Consider the following 20309-nt stretch of genomic DNA (forward strand, 5'->3'; position numbering starts at 1 on the left):
GTCAATTTCGCATCCTCAAACAGAACAATCTGGAAGGCACATGGATCAGACCGTCGAAACCGATATCCCGGATTGGGGAACAATCGGAAAGCCTCTGTTTGACAAACCGGACGCACGGGCGCTGTCGCGCGTCGGGGTTGTCGATGTCGGGTCGAACTCGGTCCGGATGGTCATTTTCGACGGGGCGGCCCGATCACCGGCTTATTTCTACAATGAAAAGGTCATGTGCGAACTGGGGGCGGGCCTGTCCGAAACCGGACGGCTGAACCCGCGAGGCCGCAAACGTGCCCTGGCGGCATTGCGGCGCTTCCAGCACCTGGCAATGGATCTGGATTTGCCCGGTTTGCATGTTGTCGCCACCGCTGCTGTGCGCGAAGCCTCGGATGGGCCCGAGTTCTGCGATCAGGTGCAGGCTGAAACAGGTTTGCAAGTGGCCATCATTGACGGTGACGAAGAAGCCCGCCTGTCGGCACAGGGTGTCCTGTTGGGATGGCCCGGAGCTTATGGGCTGATCTGCGACATTGGCGGATCGTCGATGGAATTGGCCGAAATCGGCGGTGGTCAGGTCGGCCGCCGCGTGACCTCGCCGCTTGGGCCGCTGAAACTGCGTGACATCAAAGGCGGGCGGCGCGCGCGAAAAGCGCATATCAAGGAAACGATGGAGGATCTGCGCAATCAGATGGGCCAGCAGCGGGATCGTTTGTTTTTGGTCGGCGGCAGCTGGCGTGCCTTTGCGCGGCTGGACATGCTGCGGCGAGGCTATCCGCTGAACGTTCTGCATGAATACCGCATGACCACCAAGCAGGTGCGCGAGACAATCAAATACATCGAGAAACACGATCATGAAAAGCTGCGTACTCAGGCCGGCGTGTCCAGTTCGCGCATGGCGCTTATCCCTTATGCGATGGATGTTCTGGCGCGGCTGATCCGCACGTTCAAACCCAAAGATATCGCCATATCGAGCTATGGTATCCGCGAGGGGTTGCTGTATGAGCAGATGCCGCAGGAAGTGCGCGACCGCGACCCGCTGATCGAAGCCAGCCGGTTCTCGGAAGCCAAGGACGCGCGCCTGCCCGGATTTGGTAGCAATCTCTATGATTTTGTCATCCCGCTGTTCAGATCCGCACCGCCCAGCAGGGTGCGCCTGATCAAGGCGGCCTGCCTGCTGCACGATGTAAGCTGGCGCGCACATCCCGATTATCGGGCCGAGGTGTGTTTCGACAATGTAACGCGCGCCAATCTGGGGGGCCTGAAGCACTCCGAGCGTGTTTTCATCGGATTGGCACTGCAACACCGCTATCGCAACAAACGGGAAGGCAACCGGTTCTCTCGGCTTTATGAATTGCTGGATGAGAAAAGCCAGAAACAGGCCGAAATTCTGGGCAAGGCCATGCGCTTTGGCGCGATGCTGTGGATGCACAAGGACGCCAATATGGGGCGCCTGAAATTCTATCCCAAAAAGCGGGAGTTGGAGCTATACCTGCCCGAAGCAGCAGCCCCCCTGTTCAGCGAAGTTGCCGAAGCGCGCCTGAATTCACTGGCGAACGCCCTGAAATCCGATACGCGCGTGATCATCAAGGGCTGACCATCGATCCGATCAGATATCAGTTGCCCCTTCGGGCAATTCTTCACTTTCATTTTCAGGCTCTGGCGGATCCTCGGCCTGTTTCCTTCGGATGATGATATCGCCATTGGGCAAGACCTCGGGCGCTTCATAAGCGCTCCAATCCTTGATCTCGGCCCCCAGCTCGGCCAGTGCGGGGCCCATTTCCCGCAAGAACGACTGCATTGCCGGGCCAAACTCATCCGCAAGGCCCAGCAGATCATCCAGCGCCGGTTCCATCTCCTTGCGCAGACCTTCGAAAAACAGCTCGGCCCCCTGCTCCATCAGGGATTTGCTGTTGTCTTCCTGCGAAAGGGCGGGCGCGGCGATGCCGGCAGTGATTATGCTGATCAGCAAAACGTGTTTCATACCTAGTATATAGCGCCCCAGCCGAAGGCGTGAAAGGTCACAGGTCGATGTCCAGTGTGACCGGGAAATGATCCGACGCCGTCAGCAGTGCCTGTCGCAGGTCCGGTGCGGACCAACAGGCCGCGTCGCGAAACGGATGCCAAATGCGCCAGGCCTGGCGGTATGCACGCAGATCCTGTGTAATCATTATGTAATCCAGAAGAGCCTCGAGAAACCTGCCTTCTTCCGGGCGGGCAAAGCGCGCCGTGGAGGGTATCGATCCCGGCCGAAAACCATGAGCCGTCACCGCGTGCGGGTCGAACAACCCAGTTTCCAGCAAAATCTCGACCGAAGAGCGGCCGAACAGATGCTCGAACTCATCCAGCCCGGGACCGTCGTTCAGGTCTCCCAGCAGAATGACGGGTTCCTGGCTGGCAACGTGCATCTCGACCCGCCTGGCAAGCCAGACCGCCTGCGCCAGTTGCTTGCGGCGGTTGGCAATCGAGATCCGGATCGCCTCGTCCCGCGACCCGGCCCCATGCGGAGCCTTGGATTTCAAATGAGCTCCGATCAGCCGGACGTCGTGGCCCGATTGCGTCGTCACCGCCAGTTCCATCGGTGGTTTGGAAAACCGCACCACATCCTCGGTCGCATCAATATCCAGATCGATTCTGAACGCACCATCGAACCGGGGGGCCAAGGGGTCGTCGATGTCACCCTTGGGATCATGACGCACGGTAAGAATGGTCCTGTCGTAGAGCAGCGCCAGCTCTTGATGGGTGTCGTTGGCAAACCCCATCACCGCGTCAGAGATGCGCAGATCGAACGCCTCGGCAAAGGTTTGCAGGGCCCGCACCGTATTCTGGCGTTTGCCGGTGTTCGGAGCCTCGACAATCAATACCGCATCCGCGTCAATCGCGGTCAGCACTTTTGCGATCGCCTCGACCTGTTGCGCCTTGGTGACATTATGCCGACCGGACCAGGTGTCATCGACAATCAGATGGTCGTTTTGATCAAAAAGATTGGCAAACCATTCGATATTGTAGGTCGCCAGCCGCATCCTGTCAGGCCCGCGCGCCGTTGATCTCATCCCAGGCGCGGTTGATGTCGATCATCTTTTTCTCGGCTAGTCTGATCGCCTCTTCCGGGACACCGCGCGCCATCATGGCGTCCGGGTGCGTTTCGCGGACCAGCCTTCGCCAGACTTTGCGGATATCGGGCAAAGGCATGTCCTGCGGCACACCCAGAACCGTGTAAGGATCCTTTGGCGCATCCGGCACGAACCGTGCCCGCAATGCTTTGAATTGAGCGTCGGACTGCCCGAATATCTTGCTCACTTCCTCCAAGAACGCGTTCTCATTGGGGTGGTAGAACCCATCGGCCATGGCGATGTGAAACAGCCCCTCCATCAGATCGCAAAGCGTGGTGCTGTCTTCGGCGAACATCCGGGCGATCTTGCGGGCATAGTCCTGATACCCCGCCACATCCGTGCGCGCCATGTTGAAGACCCGCGCAGCATCTTCTTCGTCTTCGCGCGCGATCTGGAACACATCGCGGAAGGCAGTGACTTCATCTCGTGTCACCTGACCGTCTGCCTTGGCCATTTTTGCGCCCAGGGCAATCACCGCAATCGTGAACGCCACCGATCGTTCCGGAGGTGTTCGCAGCTTTTCAAAAACTGCGGCCAGGCTTTCGCCTTGGGCCAGCGCGCTGAGCGCATCGGATATGCGGGTCCAGATCGACATGGGCGTACACTAGCGTCACAATTCGGGACTGTCAGGTGCGACAGATCATTCAGGTGAAAGAATTTTCTGCATCAGCACAAGATCCAGCCATTGACCCCATTTGAACCCAACTTCGGGCATGCGACCAACCTGTGAAAAGCCCAGCGCCGCGTGAAACGCCACGGCGCCCGAATTGGCCGAGGAAATGCCTGCGACCAGCACATGCACCCCGTCGGTTCTTGCGGCCGCCTCAAGCGCCTGCATCAAAGCACGCCCAACGCCTTTTCCGCGCGCGTCCGGTGACAACTGGATCGAATGTTCGCGCGTTTGCGCGTATCCGGGGCCCGCGCGAAACGGGGCATAGGTGGCAAAACCAACAACTTGCCCATCATGTTCGGCGACCAGAAATCCAGTGCCCCGCTCCGTAATATCCTCGGTGATTTGCGTTGTGCTGCGCTCATCGGTCGTGAAGGTGATCAAGGACTCACGAATGATCGCATTGGTAATCCTGGCGATTGCGGGCGCATCCGCCGCCATGGCCGGGCGAATGATCATTCCAGCACCCGGACCCCATGAGGCGTCTCGAACTCCGCCCTGAGCGCGGCCGGGCCGGTGTCGAACACCACCTGATCCAATGCACCAAGATGTCTGGCCAGCGTCAACGCATCCGGGTGGTACACAACCAAACGCCGCAGCCGACAGCCGCTGTTTTGCAGCATGTCGGCCGGGTGAAGATCGCCCTGCCATTCGATAAGGGCGGGAAACAGGTTGTCGAACGGCAAGCGCCCGGTTGGTGGAACCGCCATGCGCCACCGCAGCGCGCCCCGGGTCAGGTCGATCGGCTCTCCGGTGCCATCGGGGAAGATCGACAGTGTGGCCTCGATATCCTCGACCCGGCATATCCAGTTCGTCAAACGCGGGCCGCCCTGAAAACTGTCCAGATCGAACCATCGCGGCCTGCCCGAAGGGTGCGCCTGCGGATCGATGGAAATCGCTTCCAGATAGAGCCCATCCCTAAGACCCAGCAGCCTGTTATGTGTCCCGAATTTTTCGTGTTTCCCACCGGGTTGCAGCGCAACGCCAAGCGCCTGTTCGATATGCGCAGACGCTTCTTCAAGCGTTTCGCCCGCGACGGCCAGATGATCCAGTAACATGTGCCACCTCCTGCAAGTTAATGGCCAGACCCTTGCGGATCTGGCCGTATGTTTTCGCCAAAGAGGCACGATCACAAGATGATCTGACGAAAAACCCGACCTTCTTCAGCCGCGCGCTTCGCTGATCAGGCGCAGGATGTCCTGAGCGGCCTCGGGAATGTTGGTGCCCGGGCCAAAGATGGCCTTGACCCCATGATCATAAAGGAACTGGTAATCCTGTTGTGGGATCACCCCTCCGCAGATCACGATGATGTCCTCGGCCCCGGCCTTTTTCAGCTCTTCCACCAGTTGCGGAGCCAGTGTCTTGTGCCCTGCCGCCTGCGAGGAAATGCCGACCACATGCACGTCATTGTCCACCGCGTCCTGCGCGGCCTCGGCCGGGGTCTGGAACAAGGGGCCAACGTCCACGTCAAACCCGATATCGGCAAAGGCAGTTGCAATCACCTTGGCCCCACGGTCATGGCCGTCCTGCCCCATCTTGACCACCAGCAGACGCGGGCGGCGGCCTTCGGCCTCGGCAAACTCCTCGATGGATTTCTGGATCGCGGCAAAGCCTTCGTCGCCCTCATAGGCCGCGCCATAAACGCCGGCCAGGGTTTTCACTTCGGCGCGGTGGCGGCCGAATTCCTTTTCCATTGCCATGCTGATCTCTCCTACGGATGCGCGGGCACGGGCGGCCTCGACGGCGGCGGCCAGCAGGTTTCCGCCCTCTTGGGCAGCCTTGGTCAAAGCGTCCAGCGCCTGTTGGCAAGCGGCTTCGTCACGGGTCGCACGGATACGTTCCAAACGCGCGACCTGCGCTTCGCGAACCGCCACGTTGTCGACGTCCAGAATGTCGATCGGATCTTCCTGTTCCTTGCGATATTTGTTGACCCCGACGATCACCTCTTCGCCACGGTCGATCATGGCCTGGCGGCGCGCGGCGCTTTCCTCGATGCGCAGCTTGGGCATACCACTGGCCACGGCCTTGGTCATGCCGCCCATTTCCTCGACCTCTTCCATCAGGGCCCAGGCTTTCTCGATCAGCTCATTGGTCAGGCTTTCGACGTAATAAGACCCCGCCAGCGGGTCGACCACATCGGTCACGCCGGTCTCTTCCTGCAACACCAGCTGCGTGTTTCGGGCGATACGCGCCGAAAAGTCGGTGGGCAGCGCGATCGCCTCGTCCAGAGCGTTTGTGTGCAGCGACTGGGTACCGCCCAGAACCGCGCTCATCGCCTCATAGGCGGTGCGGATCACGTTGTTGTAAGGATCCTGTTCCTGCAACGAAACACCTGACGTCTGGCAGTGGGTGCGCAGCATTTTTGACCGTTCGGATTTCGCGCCGAACTCGGTCATGACCCGGTGCCACAGCGTGCGCGCGGCGCGCAGTTTGGCGATCTCCATGAAAAAGTTCATGCCGATGGCAAAGAAGAACGACAAACGGCCTGCGAACTTGTCCACGTCCATCCCGGCCTGTGTCGCTGCACGGACATATTCGCGCCCGTCGGCCAGGGTATAGGCCAGCTCCTGCACCAGATTCGCGCCGGCCTCTTGCATGTGATAGCCCGAGATCGAGATCGAGTTGAACTTGGGCATCTCGTTCGAGGTATACTCGATGATGTCCGAGATGATCCGCATCGAGGGCTCGGGCGGATAGATATAGGTATTTCGCACCATGAATTCCTTCAGAATGTCGTTCTGAATGGTGCCGGACAGAACCGATTTGTCGTGCCCCTGTTCCTCTCCTGCCACGATGAAGTTCGCCAGAATCGGGATCACCGCGCCGTTCATGGTCATCGAGACCGAGACCTGATCCAACGGAATGCCGTCGAACAGGATTTTCATGTCCTCGACACTGTCGATGGCCACACCGGCCTTGCCCACGTCACCGACGACACGCGGGTGGTCGCTGTCATAGCCGCGGTGGGTGGCCAGATCGAAGGCAACCGACACACCCTGCTGGCCCGCCGCCAGGTTGCGGCGATAGAAGGCGTTGGATTCTTCGGCGGTCGAAAAGCCCGCATATTGACGGATCGTCCACGGACGGCCGGCATACATCGTGGCTTTCACACCGCGTGTAAACGGACCAAAGCCCGGCAGCGAACCCATATGCGGCAAACCAGCGGTGTCTTCCTGCGTATAGAGCGGTTTGACCGCAATGCCTTCCAGCGTCTCTTTGGTCAGGTCGTCCAGCGGACGCCCGCGCAGCTCTTTCTCGGCCAGCGCTTTCCAATCCTTGGTGTCGGTCATTTCGGTTTCCTCTTGTCAATTCGGATGGCGGCAGTCGAAAGCTTCCGCATTGAGGTCTTGCGCTTGGCCGTTTCATTCAGCCGCAAGCGCGACATTTTGAGTGTTTGGTACAAATCGTCGGTCGCAATCGGTGTCACAGAGGCTATATTCGAAGGAACAGGAGGCCACATGACACGCACGCTTGCCTTTGTTTTCTTGGCACTAATCCCGATGTCTGTCTGGGCGGCGGATGGCACGGCGACGACGGATGACAGTTTTGTCCGCCCGGTGGGTGACAGCGAACTCAGCGAGTTTCTTTGGGTCAACCGACCTATCGTAGTCTTTGCCGACACGCCGGCGGACCCGCGGTTCCAGCAACAGATCGACATGCTGGTCGAGGGCGAAGCCGCAATGCGTGAGCGTGACGTGGTGGTTCTGACCGACACAGACCCATCGGCGCGGTCTCCGATCCGGTCACAGCTGCGCCCGCGCGGGTTCCAGATGGTATTCGTCGACAAGGACGGCGTGGTCAAACTGCGCAAACCTTCTCCGTGGAGCGTGCGCGAGATTGGCCGGTCCATCGACAAGACCCCCCTGCGCGAACGCGAAATCCGCGATCGGCGCGAAGGCGGCTGACCGCTTTCGCCACCCCGAAAGGCCCCGGCACAGAATGCCGGAGGCTTTGACGGGTATGGCAAAAGCGCGGTCATGATCACTCGAACTCGATGATCACTTCGTCCACGGCGAGACTGTCGCCGGGGCCTGCATTGATCTTGGCAACGATGCCCTTCTTCTCGGCGCGCAGGATGTTTTCCATCTTCATCGCCTCGATGGTGCACAGCGCTTGACCTTCCTGCACCTCCTGCCCCACTTCGACGTCGATCTTCACGACCAGGCCGGGCATCGGGCACAGCAGCATTTTCGAAGTGTCCGGCGGCAGTTTTTCAGGCATCAGCCGCGCCAGTTCGGCCTGACGCGGGGTTCGTATCTGCACCTTGAGATCCGCGCCGCGGTTACGGATGCGGAACCCGCCCGAGATCTTGCCCACCTTCATGACCAGCGGCGCTTCATCGACCGTCATGACGGCAAGTTGATCACCCGGTGTCCAATCACCCGTCACCCGCATTTCCTGACCGTCGTCAAACCTAATCGTGGCCCCGTCCTGATCCGCGTTAACCTTGACGGGCCACTGGATCTCGCGCCCGAAGGAAACAACCCAATCGGTGCCGACCTTGCGTTCGTGATTGTCCATTCGGCCCGACACGCGGGTCCGGCGAATTTCTGCGACGCGATGCATGGCTGCACAGGACGCTGCAATCCGGCGCAGGTCTGCCTCGGCCAGTTCGACGCCCTCGAACCCGTCGGGGTATTCCTCGGCGATGAAGGCCGTGGTCATATCGCCGCTGATGAATTTCGGATGATCCATCACGGCGGACAGGAACGGCAGGTTGTGGCCAATGCCTTCAACCTCGAAACTGTCCAGCGCCACGCGCATCGCCTCGATCGCCTGATCACGGGTCGGAGCCCAGGTACACAGTTTGGCAATCATCGGGTCGTAATACATGCTAATCTCACCGCCCTCATAGACGCCGGTGTCATTTCGAACAGCAACATCGCCTTCGGGCGCATCCCCCTGCCATTTGCCGTTGGCCAGCATCGGCCCGGCTGCCGTCTCCTGCGGCGGACGATACCGGGTCAGACGGCCAATCGAGGGCAGGAAACCGCGATACGGATCCTCGGCGTACAGGCGGTTTTCGATCGCCCATCCGGTCAGTGTCACGTCGTCCTGCGTGATCGACAGCTTTTCACCCGCTGCTACGCGGATCATCTGTTCGACCAGATCAACGCCGGTGATCAGTTCGGTGACAGGGTGTTCAACCTGCAAACGCGTGTTCATTTCCAGGAAATAGAAGTTCTTTTCACCGTCAACGATGAACTCTACCGTTCCCGCGCTGGAATAGCCCACGGCCTTGGCCAGGGCCACCGCCTGTTCCCCCATGGCTTTGCGTGTCGCTTCGTCCAGAAACGGCGACGGCGCCTCTTCCACGACTTTCTGGTTCCGGCGCTGGATCGAGCATTCGCGCTCGCCAAGGTAGATGCCGTTTCCGTGACTGTCGCACAGAACCTGAATTTCGATGTGACGCGGTTGGGTCACGAATTTCTCGATGAAGATCCGATCATCCCCGAACGAGCTTGCGGCTTCGTTCTTTGACGACTGAAAGCCCTCGCGCGCCTCGTCGTCATTCCACGCGATCCGCATGCCCTTGCCGCCGCCGCCGGCGCTGGCCTTGATCATGACAGGGTAGCCGATCTCGTTCGAGATTTTGACCGCCTCTTCCGCGTCTTCGATCAGCCCCATGTATCCGGGAACCGTCGACACATTCGCGTCCTGCGCGATTTTCTTCGAGGTGATCTTGTCGCCCATCGCCTCGATCGCGCCTTTCGGAGGACCGACGAAAACCACAGCTTCGGCTTCCAGCGCCTCGGCAAACTTGGCGTTTTCGGACAGGAAACCATAACCGGGATGGACCGCCTGCGCGCCGCTCTGGCGGATGGCGTCCATCACCTTGTCGATAACGATATAGGACTGGTTTGCAGGTGGCGGGCCGATATGGATGGCTTCGTCCGCCATCGACACATGCAGCGCGTTCTTGTCCGCGTCCGAGAAAATGGCGACGGTGCCGATACCCATCTTGCGGGCGGTCTTGATAACCCGGCAGGCGATCTCGCCCCGGTTGGCGATCAGGATCTTATTGAACATGGAACGTCCTTTGGCTTGGTGTTCTGGAAACGCAAAACGCCGCCGCAGGGAACAATCCCCACGACGGCGTGATGCGCGATGACGGGCGGGACGACATGCGCCCCGCAAAATATGCGTTAGTTACAGGTGTTCTGTGTCTTGCAGTACAGCACGTTGCCCGCCGCGCCAACTGCTGCGCCAAACAACGGGTCCGCGTTGAGGACGGCCGCCCCCACTGCCCCGGCACCTCCGCCGAGGATTGCCTGTTCGCCCGTGGTGTCTCCGCAGGCGGCCAGACCCGCGCAGGTCGTCGCAACAAGGATGAAGCGTGAGAATCGCATAGTATCTGCCCTTTTTGGTTTCTTGGTCCTTTTCGGGTCAGATGCGCGAAACACACCCTGTTATTCAATATCAACGGACGCGCCGGCGATTTTTGTGCGGGATTTTGCCTCTTTTTGTCCGTGACAGGCAAAAAGAAAAACGCGGACAGGACTATGTGGGGAACACAAGCCTGCCCGCGCAAGGAAGGGGTACGGAATAGTAGGTGCATGTGCGGCGCAGGCAAAGTAGAGCCGCACGGCTCATCCAGTTTGCACAGCACAATATTGCCGGCAAACACAGTATTGTTTCCAATCGGGATTTCGGCTGGAATCTGCCCACACCCGGAAAAGCCGCGCAACTTCGCGCCTATACCGGTTCGATACTGCTCGGGCGTTTGAGGCCGCTTTACCGTCACAGTTTCGTGACAGATCAAGCCGCTTCCCGCGCGTTTCGCGGTTGCAGCATCACGACTCTCGGTCAGCGTTGGACATACAGAACCGCCTTGCGCCAATGCGTTATCCAAGCGGCTCAAGACGTCGTGTTTCAGCGCAGTAAAAAACACACATTTACTTGAAAAATCAAAGTCTTCACTTCCCATTCTCGTGATTTCCCAAGGTTTGCACCTCGTGAAACGGTCCTTGTGCACACTCGCACTCAAAGGAACACCCACATGACGAAGACTAGAAAAAAGGCACTCCTGCTTGCTGCCTCTGCGCTTTGTGTGACCAGCACGCTTGCCTTTGCTCAGGATGCCCAAACCCAAGCCGAACTTGACGCCTTGCGCGCCCGGGTCGAGGCGCTGGAATCCGCCAGTGCCAGCCCTGCCAACGGTGACTTCCGCATCGGTAACACCGTTCTGGACGTTTATGGCTATGTAAAGGCCGACTTCTTCTACGATTTCGAGTTCGATCAGGGCGACACGGCGTTCGTGAATGTCATCGGGGAACCGTCGGCCGCGACCGATGGTACATTTGGTGCCACCGTCCGCCAATCGCGGATCGGTCTGCGCACCACCACCCCAAGCGGTATCGGCGATATCGGCGGACAATTGGAACTGGATCTGTTCGGTTCCGGCGGAACGGCCGAATTGCGTATACGCCACGCCAATATCACCATCGGTGACAACTGGCTGATCGGACAGACCTGGACCAACTTCATGCCGCTGGACACCTACCCGACCTCGGTGGAATTCAACGGCCCCGTTGGTATCCCTTTCGCAAGGGTTCCGCAGGTTCGCTATACCAACTCTTTCGGAACGAACACGTCCTTCGCCGTTTCGATCGAAGAGAATGTCGGCGGTTCGAACTCGGACGATCCGGTTTTGACCGCATCCGCCGAATACAATGACGGGACTTATGTCGCACGTGTGTCCGGCCTTTATGGCAAGGCGGAATCCGGCAATGTCGAAGTTGATCAGACCGGGTTCACGATATCCGGCTCGGTTCGCCCATGGCAGGGCGGTCTGTTCCAGGTCAACTATGTGAACGGCGAGGCACTCGGCCCGTACCTGATCGGCCTTGGTGATCCCATCGTGAACGGCCAGGCCAATGACGTGGATGGATACACCATCGAATTCCGGCAGGATCTGAGCCCGAAATGGAATGTTGGCATTGCATACGGCAAAGAAGACTATGACCTGCCGACCTCGACCGGAACCCTGTCGTTTACCGAACTGGAAACGATCCACGTCAACGCATTTTACAAGGCAACAGAGGATCTGACACTCAGCGCCGAGTACATCTATGGCGAACGGAACGACGCGCCGACCGGCAGAACCTTTGACGGAAGCCGCGTTCAGCTGGCCGCTCAGTTGAACTTCTGACGCCGCACACGGATCCTGCCCGGTTTCGGGCAGGGTCATCCCGAAACCGGTCTTGAAGGGCTGATATGCGGCGGCCTGGATCACGATCAGCCTGTCCCGTCGATTACGTCGGGAAAGGACGCACGGGCGGCGTCCACATCGATCACCAGCATCGCGTCATAGCTGGCCGGATCAAAAGGATCTTCCGCCGGGATGACTTCGCGCCCAAAAAGCCAGCTGAGACGTCCGGCATCCAGGTTGCCCCTCTCGAACGGCTGATCGCCGAAATGCGCCCAAAGGGCCTCCATGAAGGCGGCATCGGCACGTTTGTCCGCCGGTTTGCGATCCCGGAACCGTTCCCGCCGCGTCAGCGGCGTCACACCCTTGGGATTGGCGCGGCGAATAGTGAACTGAAAATCGGTGCCTGAAAGACGCCCTGGAAACCCGCGATGTTTCAGCATGGCGACACTCCACAGCTTTGTTTTGCAGTCAAAAATAGTTCGAACCCGAACTTGGATGGGATCATGTTGCGCACCTCCAAAGCCGCACCGTTGGTCTGAGAAGCTTTGACGTCATGACAGCGTGAGTTCATGGTCAAAGCCCTTCCCAGATACACCGGGACTGCTCCAGCCGGTAGGCTTCAAAATACTGTGTCGCGTCCGGAGCGGTGTCGCCGAATTCCACCGGGCGATCAGACAGGGAAATGACAACTCTGGATGGCTGCAATTCGTGCAGAGCCACATAAGGAACGGCAAGAACCTGGCACAGATGCTCCATATCCCTGGACGCCACATCATAGCCGATCCGTCCCACTGATGCTCCGATCTTCGGGGCGACAAATCGAAAGCGCACCCAAAGCTCACCGGGGTTGTTGTCCAGCAGGACATCGCTCAGATGCACGGGCTGACCGGACGGTACCGGCAACGAACTGTCTGTCTGGGCAAAAACAGGAGCGCCGAGCGCGCACAATACCAGACATATGGCACGATCCCGGACCCACCGAAGGCAGGCTCCTCCTTCCGGGATCGCGCGCGCAGTGCTTTTGGCCTGCGCGGTTCTATGTCTGACGGGTCGGATCATTCAACTATTTGTCGCTTTTTGTCAATTCCGCCGCAATTTTGAGCATTTCCTGCTCAGAATCAGACTACCGGTGCCAACAACCGGGGCGGACAACGCCGCCCCGAATGGGTCAAAGCGGAATATTGTCGTGCTTTTTCCATGGGTTCTTAAGCTGTTTGCCGCGCAAACTGGCAAAGGCTCTGGACACGCGCCGGCGGGTAGAATGCGGCATGATGACCTCGTCGACGAACCCGCGTTCGGCGGCGACAAAGGGGTTTGCAAACCGATCTTCATAATCGGCGACATGCTGTGCGGTCTTTTCCGCATCATGCAGATCTGCCCGGTGAATGATCTCGGTTGCACCCTTGGCACCCATCACCGCGATTTCGGCAGTCGGCCAGGCATAGTTGAAATCGCCGCGCAGGTGTTTGGACGCCATAACCACATAGGCACCGCCATACGCCTTGCGCGTGATCACCGTGACCTTGGGCACGGTCGCCTCGCCATATGCATAAAGCAGCTTTGCGCCGTGCTTGATCACGCCGCTATATTCCTGCTGTGTGCCCGGCAGAAAGCCCGGAACATCGACAAGCGTCAGGATCGGAATTTCGAAACAGTCGCAGAACCGCACGAACCGCGCCGCCTTGCGCGAACTGTCGATATCCAGACATCCCGCCAAAACCATCGGCTGGTTCGCCACCACACCTACGGTCTGACCTTCCAGCCGGATAAAGCCGGTGATGATGTTCTTGGCGAAATCTTCCTGAATTTCGTAGAAATCGCCTTCATCGGCTATTTTGGTGATGAGTTCCTTCATGTCGTAGGGCGTGTTCGGATTGTCCGGAACCAGAGTGTCCAGCGAATCCTCGATCCGGTGAGGGTCATCAAAGAACGGGCGCACCGGAGGTTTTTCGCGGTTGTTGAGCGGCAGGAAATCCACCAGACGGCGCACTTCTGCCAATGCTTCCACATCGTTTTCGAACGCGGCGTCGGCGACCGAGGACTTCTTGGTGTGGGTCGAGGCGCCACCCAGTTCTTCAGCCGTTACAACCTCGTTGGTAACCGTTTTGACCACGTCGGGGCCCGTCACGAACATGTAAGACGAGTCCTTGACCATAAAAATGAAGTCAGTCATCGCGGGGCTGTAAACCGCACCGCCGGCACATGGGCCCATGATTACGCTGATCTGCGGAACCACACCCGAGGCCGTGATGTTGCGCTGAAACACTTCGGCATACCCGGCCAGCGAAGCCACGCCTTCCTGGATTCGCGCACCGCCCGAATCGTTGATTCCGACAATTGGTGCTCCGTTTTGCACCGCCATATCCATGATCTTGCAGATCTTCTGGGCATGCGTCTCGGACAGCGACCCACCAAAGACCGTAAAGTCCTGGCTGAACACATAGACCATGCGGCCGTTGATGGTACCCCAGCCGGTGACAACGCCATCACCTGCAGGTTTTTGTTTTTCCATTCCGAATTCGGTGCATCGATGACTGACGAACATGTCGAATTCTTCAAAGCTGCCCTCATCCAGCAACAACTCGATCCGCTCTCGCGCCGTCAGTTTTCCGCGCGCATGCTGGGCATCAATCCGCCTCTGCCCGCCGCCCAGTCGTGCGTCGTTGCGGCGGTTTTCCAACTCGGAAAGGATGTCTTTCATGACGATTATCCCCTGTAAAATTTGCCGGGACCCTACCCCTTTGCGCCTCTCATCCAAAGCCCTTTTCGGCAAATTTGCAAATATTCAGCAACAACAATCTGGATAACTGTAAACTTGCAAAGTCTCTTATTGAGATCGCTGGATTGCTGGCAATCCCAAATTCCATGACTATACATGTGAACCATGCAGTTCAGCTCTCGCGCGGTTCGCCGCACACCACCCACATTGGCGACACTGGTATTGCTCGCGGGCTTGTCTGCGCTGAGCATGAACCTGTTTCTGCCGAGCCTGCCGAACATGGCCGCGTATTTTGGCGCCGATTACAAGGTCATGCAGCTGTCGATCGCGCTGTATCTTCTGGTCAATGCCGTTCTGCAAATCCTGATTGGGCCGCTCGCCGACAAGGCAGGTCGCAGGCCAGTTCTGCTGTGGGGGATCGGCTTGTTCCTGCTGGCCACGCTTGGATGCATCTATGCCCCCAACGTTGAAATCTTTCTGGCGTTCAGAATGTGCCAGGCGGTCGTGGTTGTCGGCATGGTTCTCAGCCGAGCCGCGGTAAGGGATATGTACGATCAGGATCAGGCGGCATCGATGATCGGATATGTGACAATGGGTATGGCCGTGGTCCCGATGATCGGCCCGGCGATCGGCGGGCTGCTGGAGGAAAGCTTTGGCTGGAAAGCGAATTTCTGGCTGCCTTTCGCCCTGGGTGGATTGACGCTTGCCTTGACCTTTGCGGATTTTGGCGAAACGTCAGCGAAAAGCGGCAAGACCCTTGTTCAGCAGTTCAAGGAATACCCTGAACTTCTGACCTCGCCACGGTTCTGGGGCTATTCACTGTCCTGCGCGTTGTCTTCGGGCACCTTCTTTGCCTATCTCGGTGGCGCGCCCTTTATTGGAACCGAACTGTTCGGACTAAGCGCGGCACAGGTCGGCATATATTTCGGTGCACCGGCAGTCGGTTATTTTGTTGGCAACTTTCTGAGCGGTCGTTTTTCCATGCAGATTGGCATCAACCGGATGGTGCTGTGGGGCAGCCTGCTGAACGCTTTGGGTGTCGCGCTTTCAGCATCCTTGTTCCTCACAGGTCTGGGCACCGCACTCAGCTTTTTCAGCTTGATGACCTTTGTGGGCGTCGGAAACGGCATGGCCATTCCCAATGCCACTTCCGGCGCATTGTCTGTTCGTCCGCATCTGGCCGCAACCGCCTCGGGGCTGAGCGGCGCAATCATGCTGGGGGGCGGCGCGGGCCTGAGCGCGCTGGCAGGCACCCTGCTGACCCGGGAAACCGGAGCCATGCCGTTGCTCTGGCTGATGCTCACCTCCGCAGTTCTGGCGATTTTCGCAATTGGATCCGTCATTCGGCGAGAGCGTCAATTGGGGCTGTGACCACTTGCCCCGAAAACTTTGCAAAGTTAGTCTTCCAAAATAGAAAACTTGCAAAGGTACCTCATGGCCACCCAAAAGCTCTATGCCGGCGCGAAACTGCGTGAAATGCGCACGCGACTGGCCCTGACACAACGCGAATTCGCGGCGAAACTGGGTGTTTCACTCCCATATCTGAACCAGATGGAGAACAACAACCGGCCGATCTCGACCACGGTTGTGTTGGCTCTGGCACAAGAATTCGGCATGGATGTCACCGAGCTCAGCACCGGCGACAGCGAGCGACTGGTGTCGGACATGCGCGAAGCTTTGGCCGACCCGGTTTTTGCGGATATTCTGCCGCCACTTGCCGATTTACGCCTGACGGCATCAAACGCCCCGGCATTGGCCCGCGCATTTATCGAGCTGCACAAAACCTACCGGCAAACGCATGAACGCCTCGCGTCACTGGACGAAGCTTTGGGGCGGGAAGACGCCCGAATGCAGGCCAGCCCTTGGGAAGAGGTGCGGGACTTCTTCCACTATTGCGACAACTATATCGACGCCGTGGACCGGGCGGCAGAGCTGTTCGCCAATCGCGCGGAAAACCCGGGCAGTATCCGGCAGGCGGCTTTGAACAGCCTGACTGAGCGCGGCATTCAAGTGATGTTCTCTGACATCGCCCCTTTGCGCACCTATGACGCTGAAAGCAAAATCCTGCGCCTTTCCTCTCGCTCGACTCCGCAAACGCAAGTTTTTCAACTGCTGTTGCAGGTCGCATTGATCAGTCAGGACAAGCTGCTGGAAGCGACACTGGATTTTGCCAAGTTCCAAAGCGAAGAGGCGCGGTCCATCGCCAAGATCGGCCTCGCCAATTATTTCGCCGGCGCTTCCTTGATGCCCTATTCCGCATTCCTGACCGCCGCTCAGGAAGAGCGCCACGATCTGGAGCTGCTCAGCAACCGGTTCGGCGCATCGATTGAGCAGGTTGCGCATAGACTGTCGACGCTGCAACGCCCCGGTGCAAAAGGTATCCCGTTCTTTTTTGTCCGCGTGGATCAGGCCGGAACAATCACGAAACGGCACTCGGCCACGCGTCTGCAATTTGCACGGTTTGGTGGCGCATGCCCCCTTTGGAACGTGCATCGGGCCTTTGAAACGCCGGGCCATTTCCTTCGGCAACTGGCAGAAACGCCGGATGGTGTGCGTTATATCTCGCTGGCTCGGGATGTGTCGAAATCAGGTGGTTCATTCGGCGCACCGGTCAGGCGGTACGCAATTGCGCTGGGGTGCGAAGTGCGCCACGCCCCGGCGCTCGTGTATGCCGACAACCTCGACATAAACAACGCCAGCGCTTACGAGCCCATCGGCATTTCCTGCCGCATCTGCGAGCGGCAAAACTGCCATCAGCGCTCGGTCCCGCCGCTGGAACGTCGGCTCAGCATCGACACCCATACGCGCGGCACCCTGCCATACGAAGTCACCTGAGTTCGTATGGCCAGAAATTAACCGGGGGAGCCCCGACCGGGGCCGGGAAAGGACAGGGACAGTATCCCCCGGCCATAATGTTCAGGCCTTGGACAAAATCGCCCAGATTTCGTCTTTCAGCGCTGCCCGCTTCTTGCGCAAATCAACTTCGGCCAGGTCTTCCATGGGTTCGACGTTGGTTTCAGCCCGATGCACAACGCGATTGACCTCGTGATACTCATCAGCCAGACGGGCAAAATGCGCGTCCGTTTGCTTGAGCTGGCTCATCAGTTCAACCTTGTCCGGAAACTCTTCGGCCAGTTCATGCGGGGTGTGGGACATGTCTGTTCGCTCCTTAATATGTCGTTGCATATCAGTGGTAGAAGCGTGACGCGCCGCCCACTTTGACGCGGATCAATTTCATACAGTAAAAATTCAGAATTCAGCGTCGCGCAGCACGCCAACCCGCTGCACGTGCTTCGGCAGCAGAGCAAAACCATCGCTCGCCCTTGGCTGCGCTGATCCGGGTCTTGGAATAGTACCTCTGGCCCGGTTCGTGAAAGATCCTTTCGCCCTTTGACGAAACATTTCCTTTAATAATGCATACATCAGAGGATTTCGGTTTCTTGCGCGCCCTGTGCACCCAAGGCACCTGAATCTGAGTTTTGTGCAATCCCCTGTTTCCAGTCTTCGCAACCCGCTCGGCGCCTGCATACGTGTCCGAATATTTGCGGTACGCAAAGGCCAAGCCCTGCTCTACAATCTGGGTGGCGACGTCTTCGCGCTCCACGCTGCACCGAGCAACGATGCGACCGTAGCGATCCCGATCCACCGGGACACATGTGGTCATCCGTCCCTGAAACTGCTTCTGAACCATATGAGTGGCCCACGCCCCGCACGGCCAGCTTGATCCGTCGGAATCCTGACAGGTCTGATCCAGTTCGGGCGCATCGATACCGTGCAGCCGCACCCGAACACCACCGACATTCCAGGTGTCCGCATCGATTACGTGAACCCGACCCGCAAGGTGCTCTGCGGCATGGGTTAGACCTGGCAGCAGAAGAACAAAGGTTAAACAAATCCTTAACATGCCCCCGATATGCGCGGTATTTCACGCGCATTCAACCGGGGGCCGTTTGGAAAGGTTAACGTTGAGCGGTTGCCCAGTTGGGGTGAATCCACGGACGATCATTGGCCTTCGGCAGCGGATCTTTGCCCAATAGCGAATCCGACACTTTTTCACCCACCATGATAGACGGCGCATTAAGGTTGCCGTTGGTGATCTGCGGAAAGATTGAACTGTCCGCAACACGCAACCCGTCCACGCCGATGACACGGCCTTGGGGGTCGACTACCGCATTCTTGTCATCCGCGCGCCCCATCCGACACGTACCGCAGGGGTGATAGGCGCTTTCCGCATGCTCCGCGATAAAGGCGTTCAGCTCTTCATCCGTTTGGACAGCGGAACCGGGCTGAATTTCCTTGCCCGCAAAGGGCTTGAAGGCGGCTTGCCCAAAGATTTCGCGGGTCAGCCGGATACAGGTGCGGAAATCCTCCCAATCCTTTTCATGGCTCATGTAGTTGAACTTGATCACCGGCGCATCTGCGGCTTGGGCAGAGCGCAATGTGACCGCCCCGCGTGACGGGGACCGCATCGGGCCGACATGCGCCTGGAACCCGTGCCCCTCGGCAGCGGCCTGCCCATCATAGCGCACCGCTATCGGCAGGAAGTGGTATTGAACGTCGGGGTATTCCACGCCCGGCTTCGACCGGATGAACGCAGCGCTTTCGAACTGGTTCGATGCGCCCAGTCCCGTTTTGGTAAACAGCCATTGCGCCCCGATCAGGCCCTTGCTGAACAGGTTCCAGTGCTTGTAGAGCGTGATCGGTTGCAGCGACGCCTGTTGGATATACAGCTCAAGATGGTCCTGTAGGTTAGCACCAACCCCCGGGCGATCCGCCACGACGTCGATCCCATGCTCGGCCAGATGCGCCGCTGGGCCGATACCGGACAACATCAGCAGCTTGGGCGAATTGATCGACGATGCCGCCAGAACAACTTCGCGCCGGGCCTTGATGACCTCTTTCCTGCCGCCACGGATCAGTTCGACCCCTGTGGCGCGGCCGTTTTCCATGACAACCCGAGACGCAAGACCGCGCACGATATCGCAATTGTCGCGCTTGAGCGCGGGTTTCAGATAGGCATTCGCCGCAGACCAGCGCCGCCCTTTCCAGACGGTCTGCTCCATCGGGCCAAAGCCTTCCTGCTTTTCACCGTTGTAGTCGCCCGTGACTTCGTAACCGGCCTGCTGACCGGCATCCACAAAGGCCTGAAACAACGGGTTCTCGCGCGGGCCGCGCGACACGTGCAGCGGACCGTCAGTGCCGCGCCATGCCGGATCGCCCCCGTGGCCGCCGTCGTGCCAGGTTTCCATCCGTTTGTAATAAGGCAAAACATCCGCGTAAGACCAACCGTCAGCCCCCATCTCGGCCCAGGTATCGAAATCGCGCGCGTGGCCGCGAACATAGACCATGCCATTGATCGAGGACGACCCGCCGATCACCTTGCCGCGCGGACAGGCCAGGCGGCGGTTGTTCAGGTGCGGCTCGGGCTCGGACTGATAGCCCCAATCATAGCGCGACATGTTCATCGGATAGCTCAGCGCCGCCGGCATCTGAATGAACGGCCCCATATCGGTGCCGCCGTGTTCGATCACCAGAACCGAGGCCCCGGCCTCGCTCAGACGATATGCCATTGCGCAGCCTGCGGACCCTGCGCCGACGATGACAAAATCTGCTTCCATTTCCACAACTCCTGCCCCGCCGAGAAGGTTGGATGCCTCCGGCGGGAGT

19 protein-coding genes are annotated in these 20309 nt (G+C 58.8%); 5 read left to right on the plus strand and 14 right to left on the minus strand.

Annotated elements, in window-relative coordinates; translation table 11 throughout:
* Positions 1 to 40 precede the first annotated feature (40 nt).
* Positions 41 to 1585 carry a Ppx/GppA family phosphatase gene (locus ACR3E6_RS00700; RefSeq protein WP_171630901.1) on the plus strand — a complete coding sequence of 515 codons (1545 nt, stop codon included), beginning with the start codon at positions 41 to 43 and terminating at the stop codon, positions 1583 to 1585.
* Positions 1586 to 1597: 12 nt separating this feature from the next.
* On the opposite strand, the gene ACR3E6_RS00705 is transcribed toward ACR3E6_RS00700, so the two are convergent.
* The 6 genes from ACR3E6_RS00705 to scpA form a co-directional block, all read right to left on the minus strand.
* The gene (locus ACR3E6_RS00705; RefSeq protein ID WP_480485324.1) at positions 1598 to 1972 is read right to left on the minus strand and encodes a hypothetical protein; all 375 of its coding nucleotides are present in this window, start codon (positions 1970 to 1972) and stop codon (positions 1598 to 1600) included.
* A gap of 37 nt (positions 1973 to 2009) precedes the next feature.
* Entirely contained in the window at positions 2010 to 3011 is a 1002-nt protein-coding gene (locus ACR3E6_RS00710; protein ID WP_480488072.1) for an endonuclease/exonuclease/phosphatase family protein, read from the minus strand.
* A 4-nt stretch (positions 3012 to 3015) separates the two neighbouring features.
* On the minus strand, positions 3016 to 3696 hold the full coding sequence (locus ACR3E6_RS00715; RefSeq protein ID WP_171114829.1) for a molecular chaperone DjiA: 681 nt from the start codon (positions 3694 to 3696) through the stop codon (positions 3016 to 3018).
* A gap of 45 nt (positions 3697 to 3741) precedes the next feature.
* Complete coding sequence (locus ACR3E6_RS00720) at positions 3742 to 4230, minus strand: N-acetyltransferase family protein (RefSeq protein WP_480485326.1); 489 nt, start codon at positions 4228 to 4230, stop codon at positions 3742 to 3744.
* Positions 4227 to 4829 carry a VOC family protein gene (locus tag ACR3E6_RS00725; RefSeq protein ID WP_480485328.1) on the minus strand — a complete coding sequence of 201 codons (603 nt, stop codon included), beginning with the start codon at positions 4827 to 4829 and terminating at the stop codon, positions 4227 to 4229. The genes ACR3E6_RS00720 and ACR3E6_RS00725 overlap by 4 nt, the downstream gene beginning before the upstream one ends.
* Before the next feature lie 105 nt (positions 4830 to 4934).
* Positions 4935 to 7061: a methylmalonyl-CoA mutase gene (scpA, locus tag ACR3E6_RS00730; protein ID WP_171630890.1), complete on the minus strand. Its 2127-nt coding sequence runs from the start codon at positions 7059 to 7061 to the stop codon at positions 4935 to 4937.
* A 168-nt stretch (positions 7062 to 7229) separates the two neighbouring features.
* Between scpA and ACR3E6_RS00735 the strand changes: the two genes are divergently transcribed.
* Positions 7230 to 7676, plus strand: coding sequence for a DUF4174 domain-containing protein (locus ACR3E6_RS00735; protein ID WP_171362466.1), 447 nt, complete (start codon positions 7230 to 7232; stop codon positions 7674 to 7676).
* A gap of 76 nt (positions 7677 to 7752) precedes the next feature.
* Here ACR3E6_RS00735 and ACR3E6_RS00740 read toward each other — a convergent pair whose 3' ends face one another.
* Together ACR3E6_RS00740 and ACR3E6_RS00745 are read right to left on the minus strand one after the other, a co-directional pair.
* Complete coding sequence (locus ACR3E6_RS00740) at positions 7753 to 9801, minus strand: acetyl-CoA carboxylase biotin carboxylase subunit (protein WP_480485330.1); 2049 nt, start codon at positions 9799 to 9801, stop codon at positions 7753 to 7755.
* 116 nt (positions 9802 to 9917) lie between these two features.
* On the minus strand, positions 9918 to 10121 hold the full coding sequence (locus tag ACR3E6_RS00745; RefSeq protein WP_152458720.1) for a hypothetical protein: 204 nt from the start codon (positions 10119 to 10121) through the stop codon (positions 9918 to 9920).
* 650 nt (positions 10122 to 10771) lie between these two features.
* Between ACR3E6_RS00745 and ACR3E6_RS00750 the strand changes: the two genes are divergently transcribed.
* Positions 10772 to 11923 (plus strand): DcaP family trimeric outer membrane transporter, encoded by a 1152-nt coding sequence (locus ACR3E6_RS00750; RefSeq protein WP_171630886.1) that lies wholly within the window; start codon positions 10772 to 10774, stop codon positions 11921 to 11923.
* An 86-nt stretch (positions 11924 to 12009) separates the two neighbouring features.
* Here ACR3E6_RS00750 and ACR3E6_RS00755 read toward each other — a convergent pair whose 3' ends face one another.
* The 3 genes from ACR3E6_RS00755 to ACR3E6_RS00765 all read right to left on the minus strand — a co-directional run bounded on the left by ACR3E6_RS00755 (position 12010) and on the right by ACR3E6_RS00765 (position 14624).
* The gene (locus ACR3E6_RS00755) at positions 12010 to 12363 is read right to left on the minus strand and encodes a hypothetical protein (RefSeq protein ID WP_152458722.1); all 354 of its coding nucleotides are present in this window, start codon (positions 12361 to 12363) and stop codon (positions 12010 to 12012) included.
* Positions 12364 to 12496: 133 nt separating this feature from the next.
* The gene (locus tag ACR3E6_RS00760; RefSeq protein ID WP_209832465.1) at positions 12497 to 12982 is read right to left on the minus strand and encodes a DUF6497 family protein; all 486 of its coding nucleotides are present in this window, start codon (positions 12980 to 12982) and stop codon (positions 12497 to 12499) included.
* 109 nt (positions 12983 to 13091) lie between these two features.
* Complete coding sequence (locus ACR3E6_RS00765) at positions 13092 to 14624, minus strand: acyl-CoA carboxylase subunit beta (RefSeq protein WP_171630880.1); 1533 nt, start codon at positions 14622 to 14624, stop codon at positions 13092 to 13094.
* A 183-nt stretch (positions 14625 to 14807) separates the two neighbouring features.
* Between ACR3E6_RS00765 and ACR3E6_RS00770 the strand changes: the two genes are divergently transcribed.
* Together ACR3E6_RS00770 and ACR3E6_RS00775 are read left to right on the plus strand one after the other, a co-directional pair.
* A complete protein-coding gene (locus ACR3E6_RS00770) occupies positions 14808 to 16013 on the plus strand; it encodes a multidrug effflux MFS transporter (protein ID WP_171722879.1) in 1206 nt (401 codons plus the stop codon).
* A 63-nt stretch (positions 16014 to 16076) separates the two neighbouring features.
* The gene (locus ACR3E6_RS00775) at positions 16077 to 17477 is read left to right on the plus strand and encodes a helix-turn-helix domain-containing protein (RefSeq protein ID WP_152458726.1); all 1401 of its coding nucleotides are present in this window, start codon (positions 16077 to 16079) and stop codon (positions 17475 to 17477) included.
* Between the two features lie 81 nt (positions 17478 to 17558).
* On the opposite strand, the gene ACR3E6_RS00780 is transcribed toward ACR3E6_RS00775, so the two are convergent.
* From ACR3E6_RS00780 to betA, 3 genes are all read right to left on the minus strand, one after another.
* Positions 17559 to 17798 carry an HP1242/YdcH family protein gene (locus tag ACR3E6_RS00780; protein WP_152458727.1) on the minus strand — a complete coding sequence of 80 codons (240 nt, stop codon included), beginning with the start codon at positions 17796 to 17798 and terminating at the stop codon, positions 17559 to 17561.
* A 100-nt stretch (positions 17799 to 17898) separates the two neighbouring features.
* Positions 17899 to 18546, minus strand: a complete 648-nt coding sequence (locus ACR3E6_RS00785; RefSeq protein ID WP_171630873.1) for a thermonuclease family protein — start codon at positions 18544 to 18546, stop codon at positions 17899 to 17901.
* A 55-nt stretch (positions 18547 to 18601) separates the two neighbouring features.
* Entirely contained in the window at positions 18602 to 20260 is a 1659-nt protein-coding gene (gene betA / locus ACR3E6_RS00790) for a choline dehydrogenase (protein ID WP_480485334.1), read from the minus strand.
* Between the last annotated feature and the right edge of the window lie 49 nt (positions 20261 to 20309).

It is taken from the genome of Ruegeria sp. AL3, assembly GCF_056536065.1.

What these genes read in the sequence shown, in the direction of transcription:
- ACR3E6_RS00760 (WP_209832465.1), bottom strand. Translation starts at nt 12,982, where the DNA reads ATGATCCGACCCGTCAGACATAGAACCGCGCAGGCCAAAAGCACTGCG.
- ACR3E6_RS00705 (WP_480485324.1), bottom strand. Translation starts at nt 1,972, where the DNA reads ATGAAACACGTTTTGCTGATCAGCATAATCACTGCCGGCATCGCCGCG.
- ACR3E6_RS00750 (WP_171630886.1), top strand. Translation starts at nt 10,772, where the DNA reads ATGACGAAGACTAGAAAAAAGGCACTCCTGCTTGCTGCCTCTGCGCTT.
- ACR3E6_RS00740 (WP_480485330.1), bottom strand. Translation starts at nt 9,801, where the DNA reads ATGTTCAATAAGATCCTGATCGCCAACCGGGGCGAGATCGCCTGCCGG.
- ACR3E6_RS00780 (WP_152458727.1), bottom strand. Translation starts at nt 17,798, where the DNA reads ATGTCCCACACCCCGCATGAACTGGCCGAAGAGTTTCCGGACAAGGTT.
- ACR3E6_RS00775 (WP_152458726.1), top strand. Translation starts at nt 16,077, where the DNA reads ATGGCCACCCAAAAGCTCTATGCCGGCGCGAAACTGCGTGAAATGCGC.
- ACR3E6_RS00725 (WP_480485328.1), bottom strand. Translation starts at nt 4,829, where the DNA reads ATGTTACTGGATCATCTGGCCGTCGCGGGCGAAACGCTTGAAGAAGCG.
- scpA (WP_171630890.1), bottom strand. Translation starts at nt 7,061, where the DNA reads ATGACCGACACCAAGGATTGGAAAGCGCTGGCCGAGAAAGAGCTGCGC.
- ACR3E6_RS00710 (WP_480488072.1), bottom strand. Translation starts at nt 3,011, where the DNA reads ATGCGGCTGGCGACCTACAATATCGAATGGTTTGCCAATCTTTTTGAT.
- ACR3E6_RS00720 (WP_480485326.1), bottom strand. Translation starts at nt 4,230, where the DNA reads ATGATCATTCGCCCGGCCATGGCGGCGGATGCGCCCGCAATCGCCAGG.
- ACR3E6_RS00765 (WP_171630880.1), bottom strand. Translation starts at nt 14,624, where the DNA reads ATGAAAGACATCCTTTCCGAGTTGGAAAACCGCCGCAACGACGCACGA.
- ACR3E6_RS00785 (WP_171630873.1), bottom strand. Translation starts at nt 18,546, where the DNA reads ATGTTAAGGATTTGTTTAACCTTTGTTCTTCTGCTGCCAGGTCTAACC.
- ACR3E6_RS00770 (WP_171722879.1), top strand. Translation starts at nt 14,808, where the DNA reads ATGCAGTTCAGCTCTCGCGCGGTTCGCCGCACACCACCCACATTGGCG.
- ACR3E6_RS00700 (WP_171630901.1), top strand. Translation starts at nt 41, where the DNA reads ATGGATCAGACCGTCGAAACCGATATCCCGGATTGGGGAACAATCGGA.
- betA (WP_480485334.1), bottom strand. Translation starts at nt 20,260, where the DNA reads ATGGAAGCAGATTTTGTCATCGTCGGCGCAGGGTCCGCAGGCTGCGCA.
- ACR3E6_RS00715 (WP_171114829.1), bottom strand. Translation starts at nt 3,696, where the DNA reads ATGTCGATCTGGACCCGCATATCCGATGCGCTCAGCGCGCTGGCCCAA.
- ACR3E6_RS00755 (WP_152458722.1), bottom strand. Translation starts at nt 12,363, where the DNA reads ATGCTGAAACATCGCGGGTTTCCAGGGCGTCTTTCAGGCACCGATTTT.
- ACR3E6_RS00735 (WP_171362466.1), top strand. Translation starts at nt 7,230, where the DNA reads ATGACACGCACGCTTGCCTTTGTTTTCTTGGCACTAATCCCGATGTCT.
- ACR3E6_RS00745 (WP_152458720.1), bottom strand. Translation starts at nt 10,121, where the DNA reads ATGCGATTCTCACGCTTCATCCTTGTTGCGACGACCTGCGCGGGTCTG.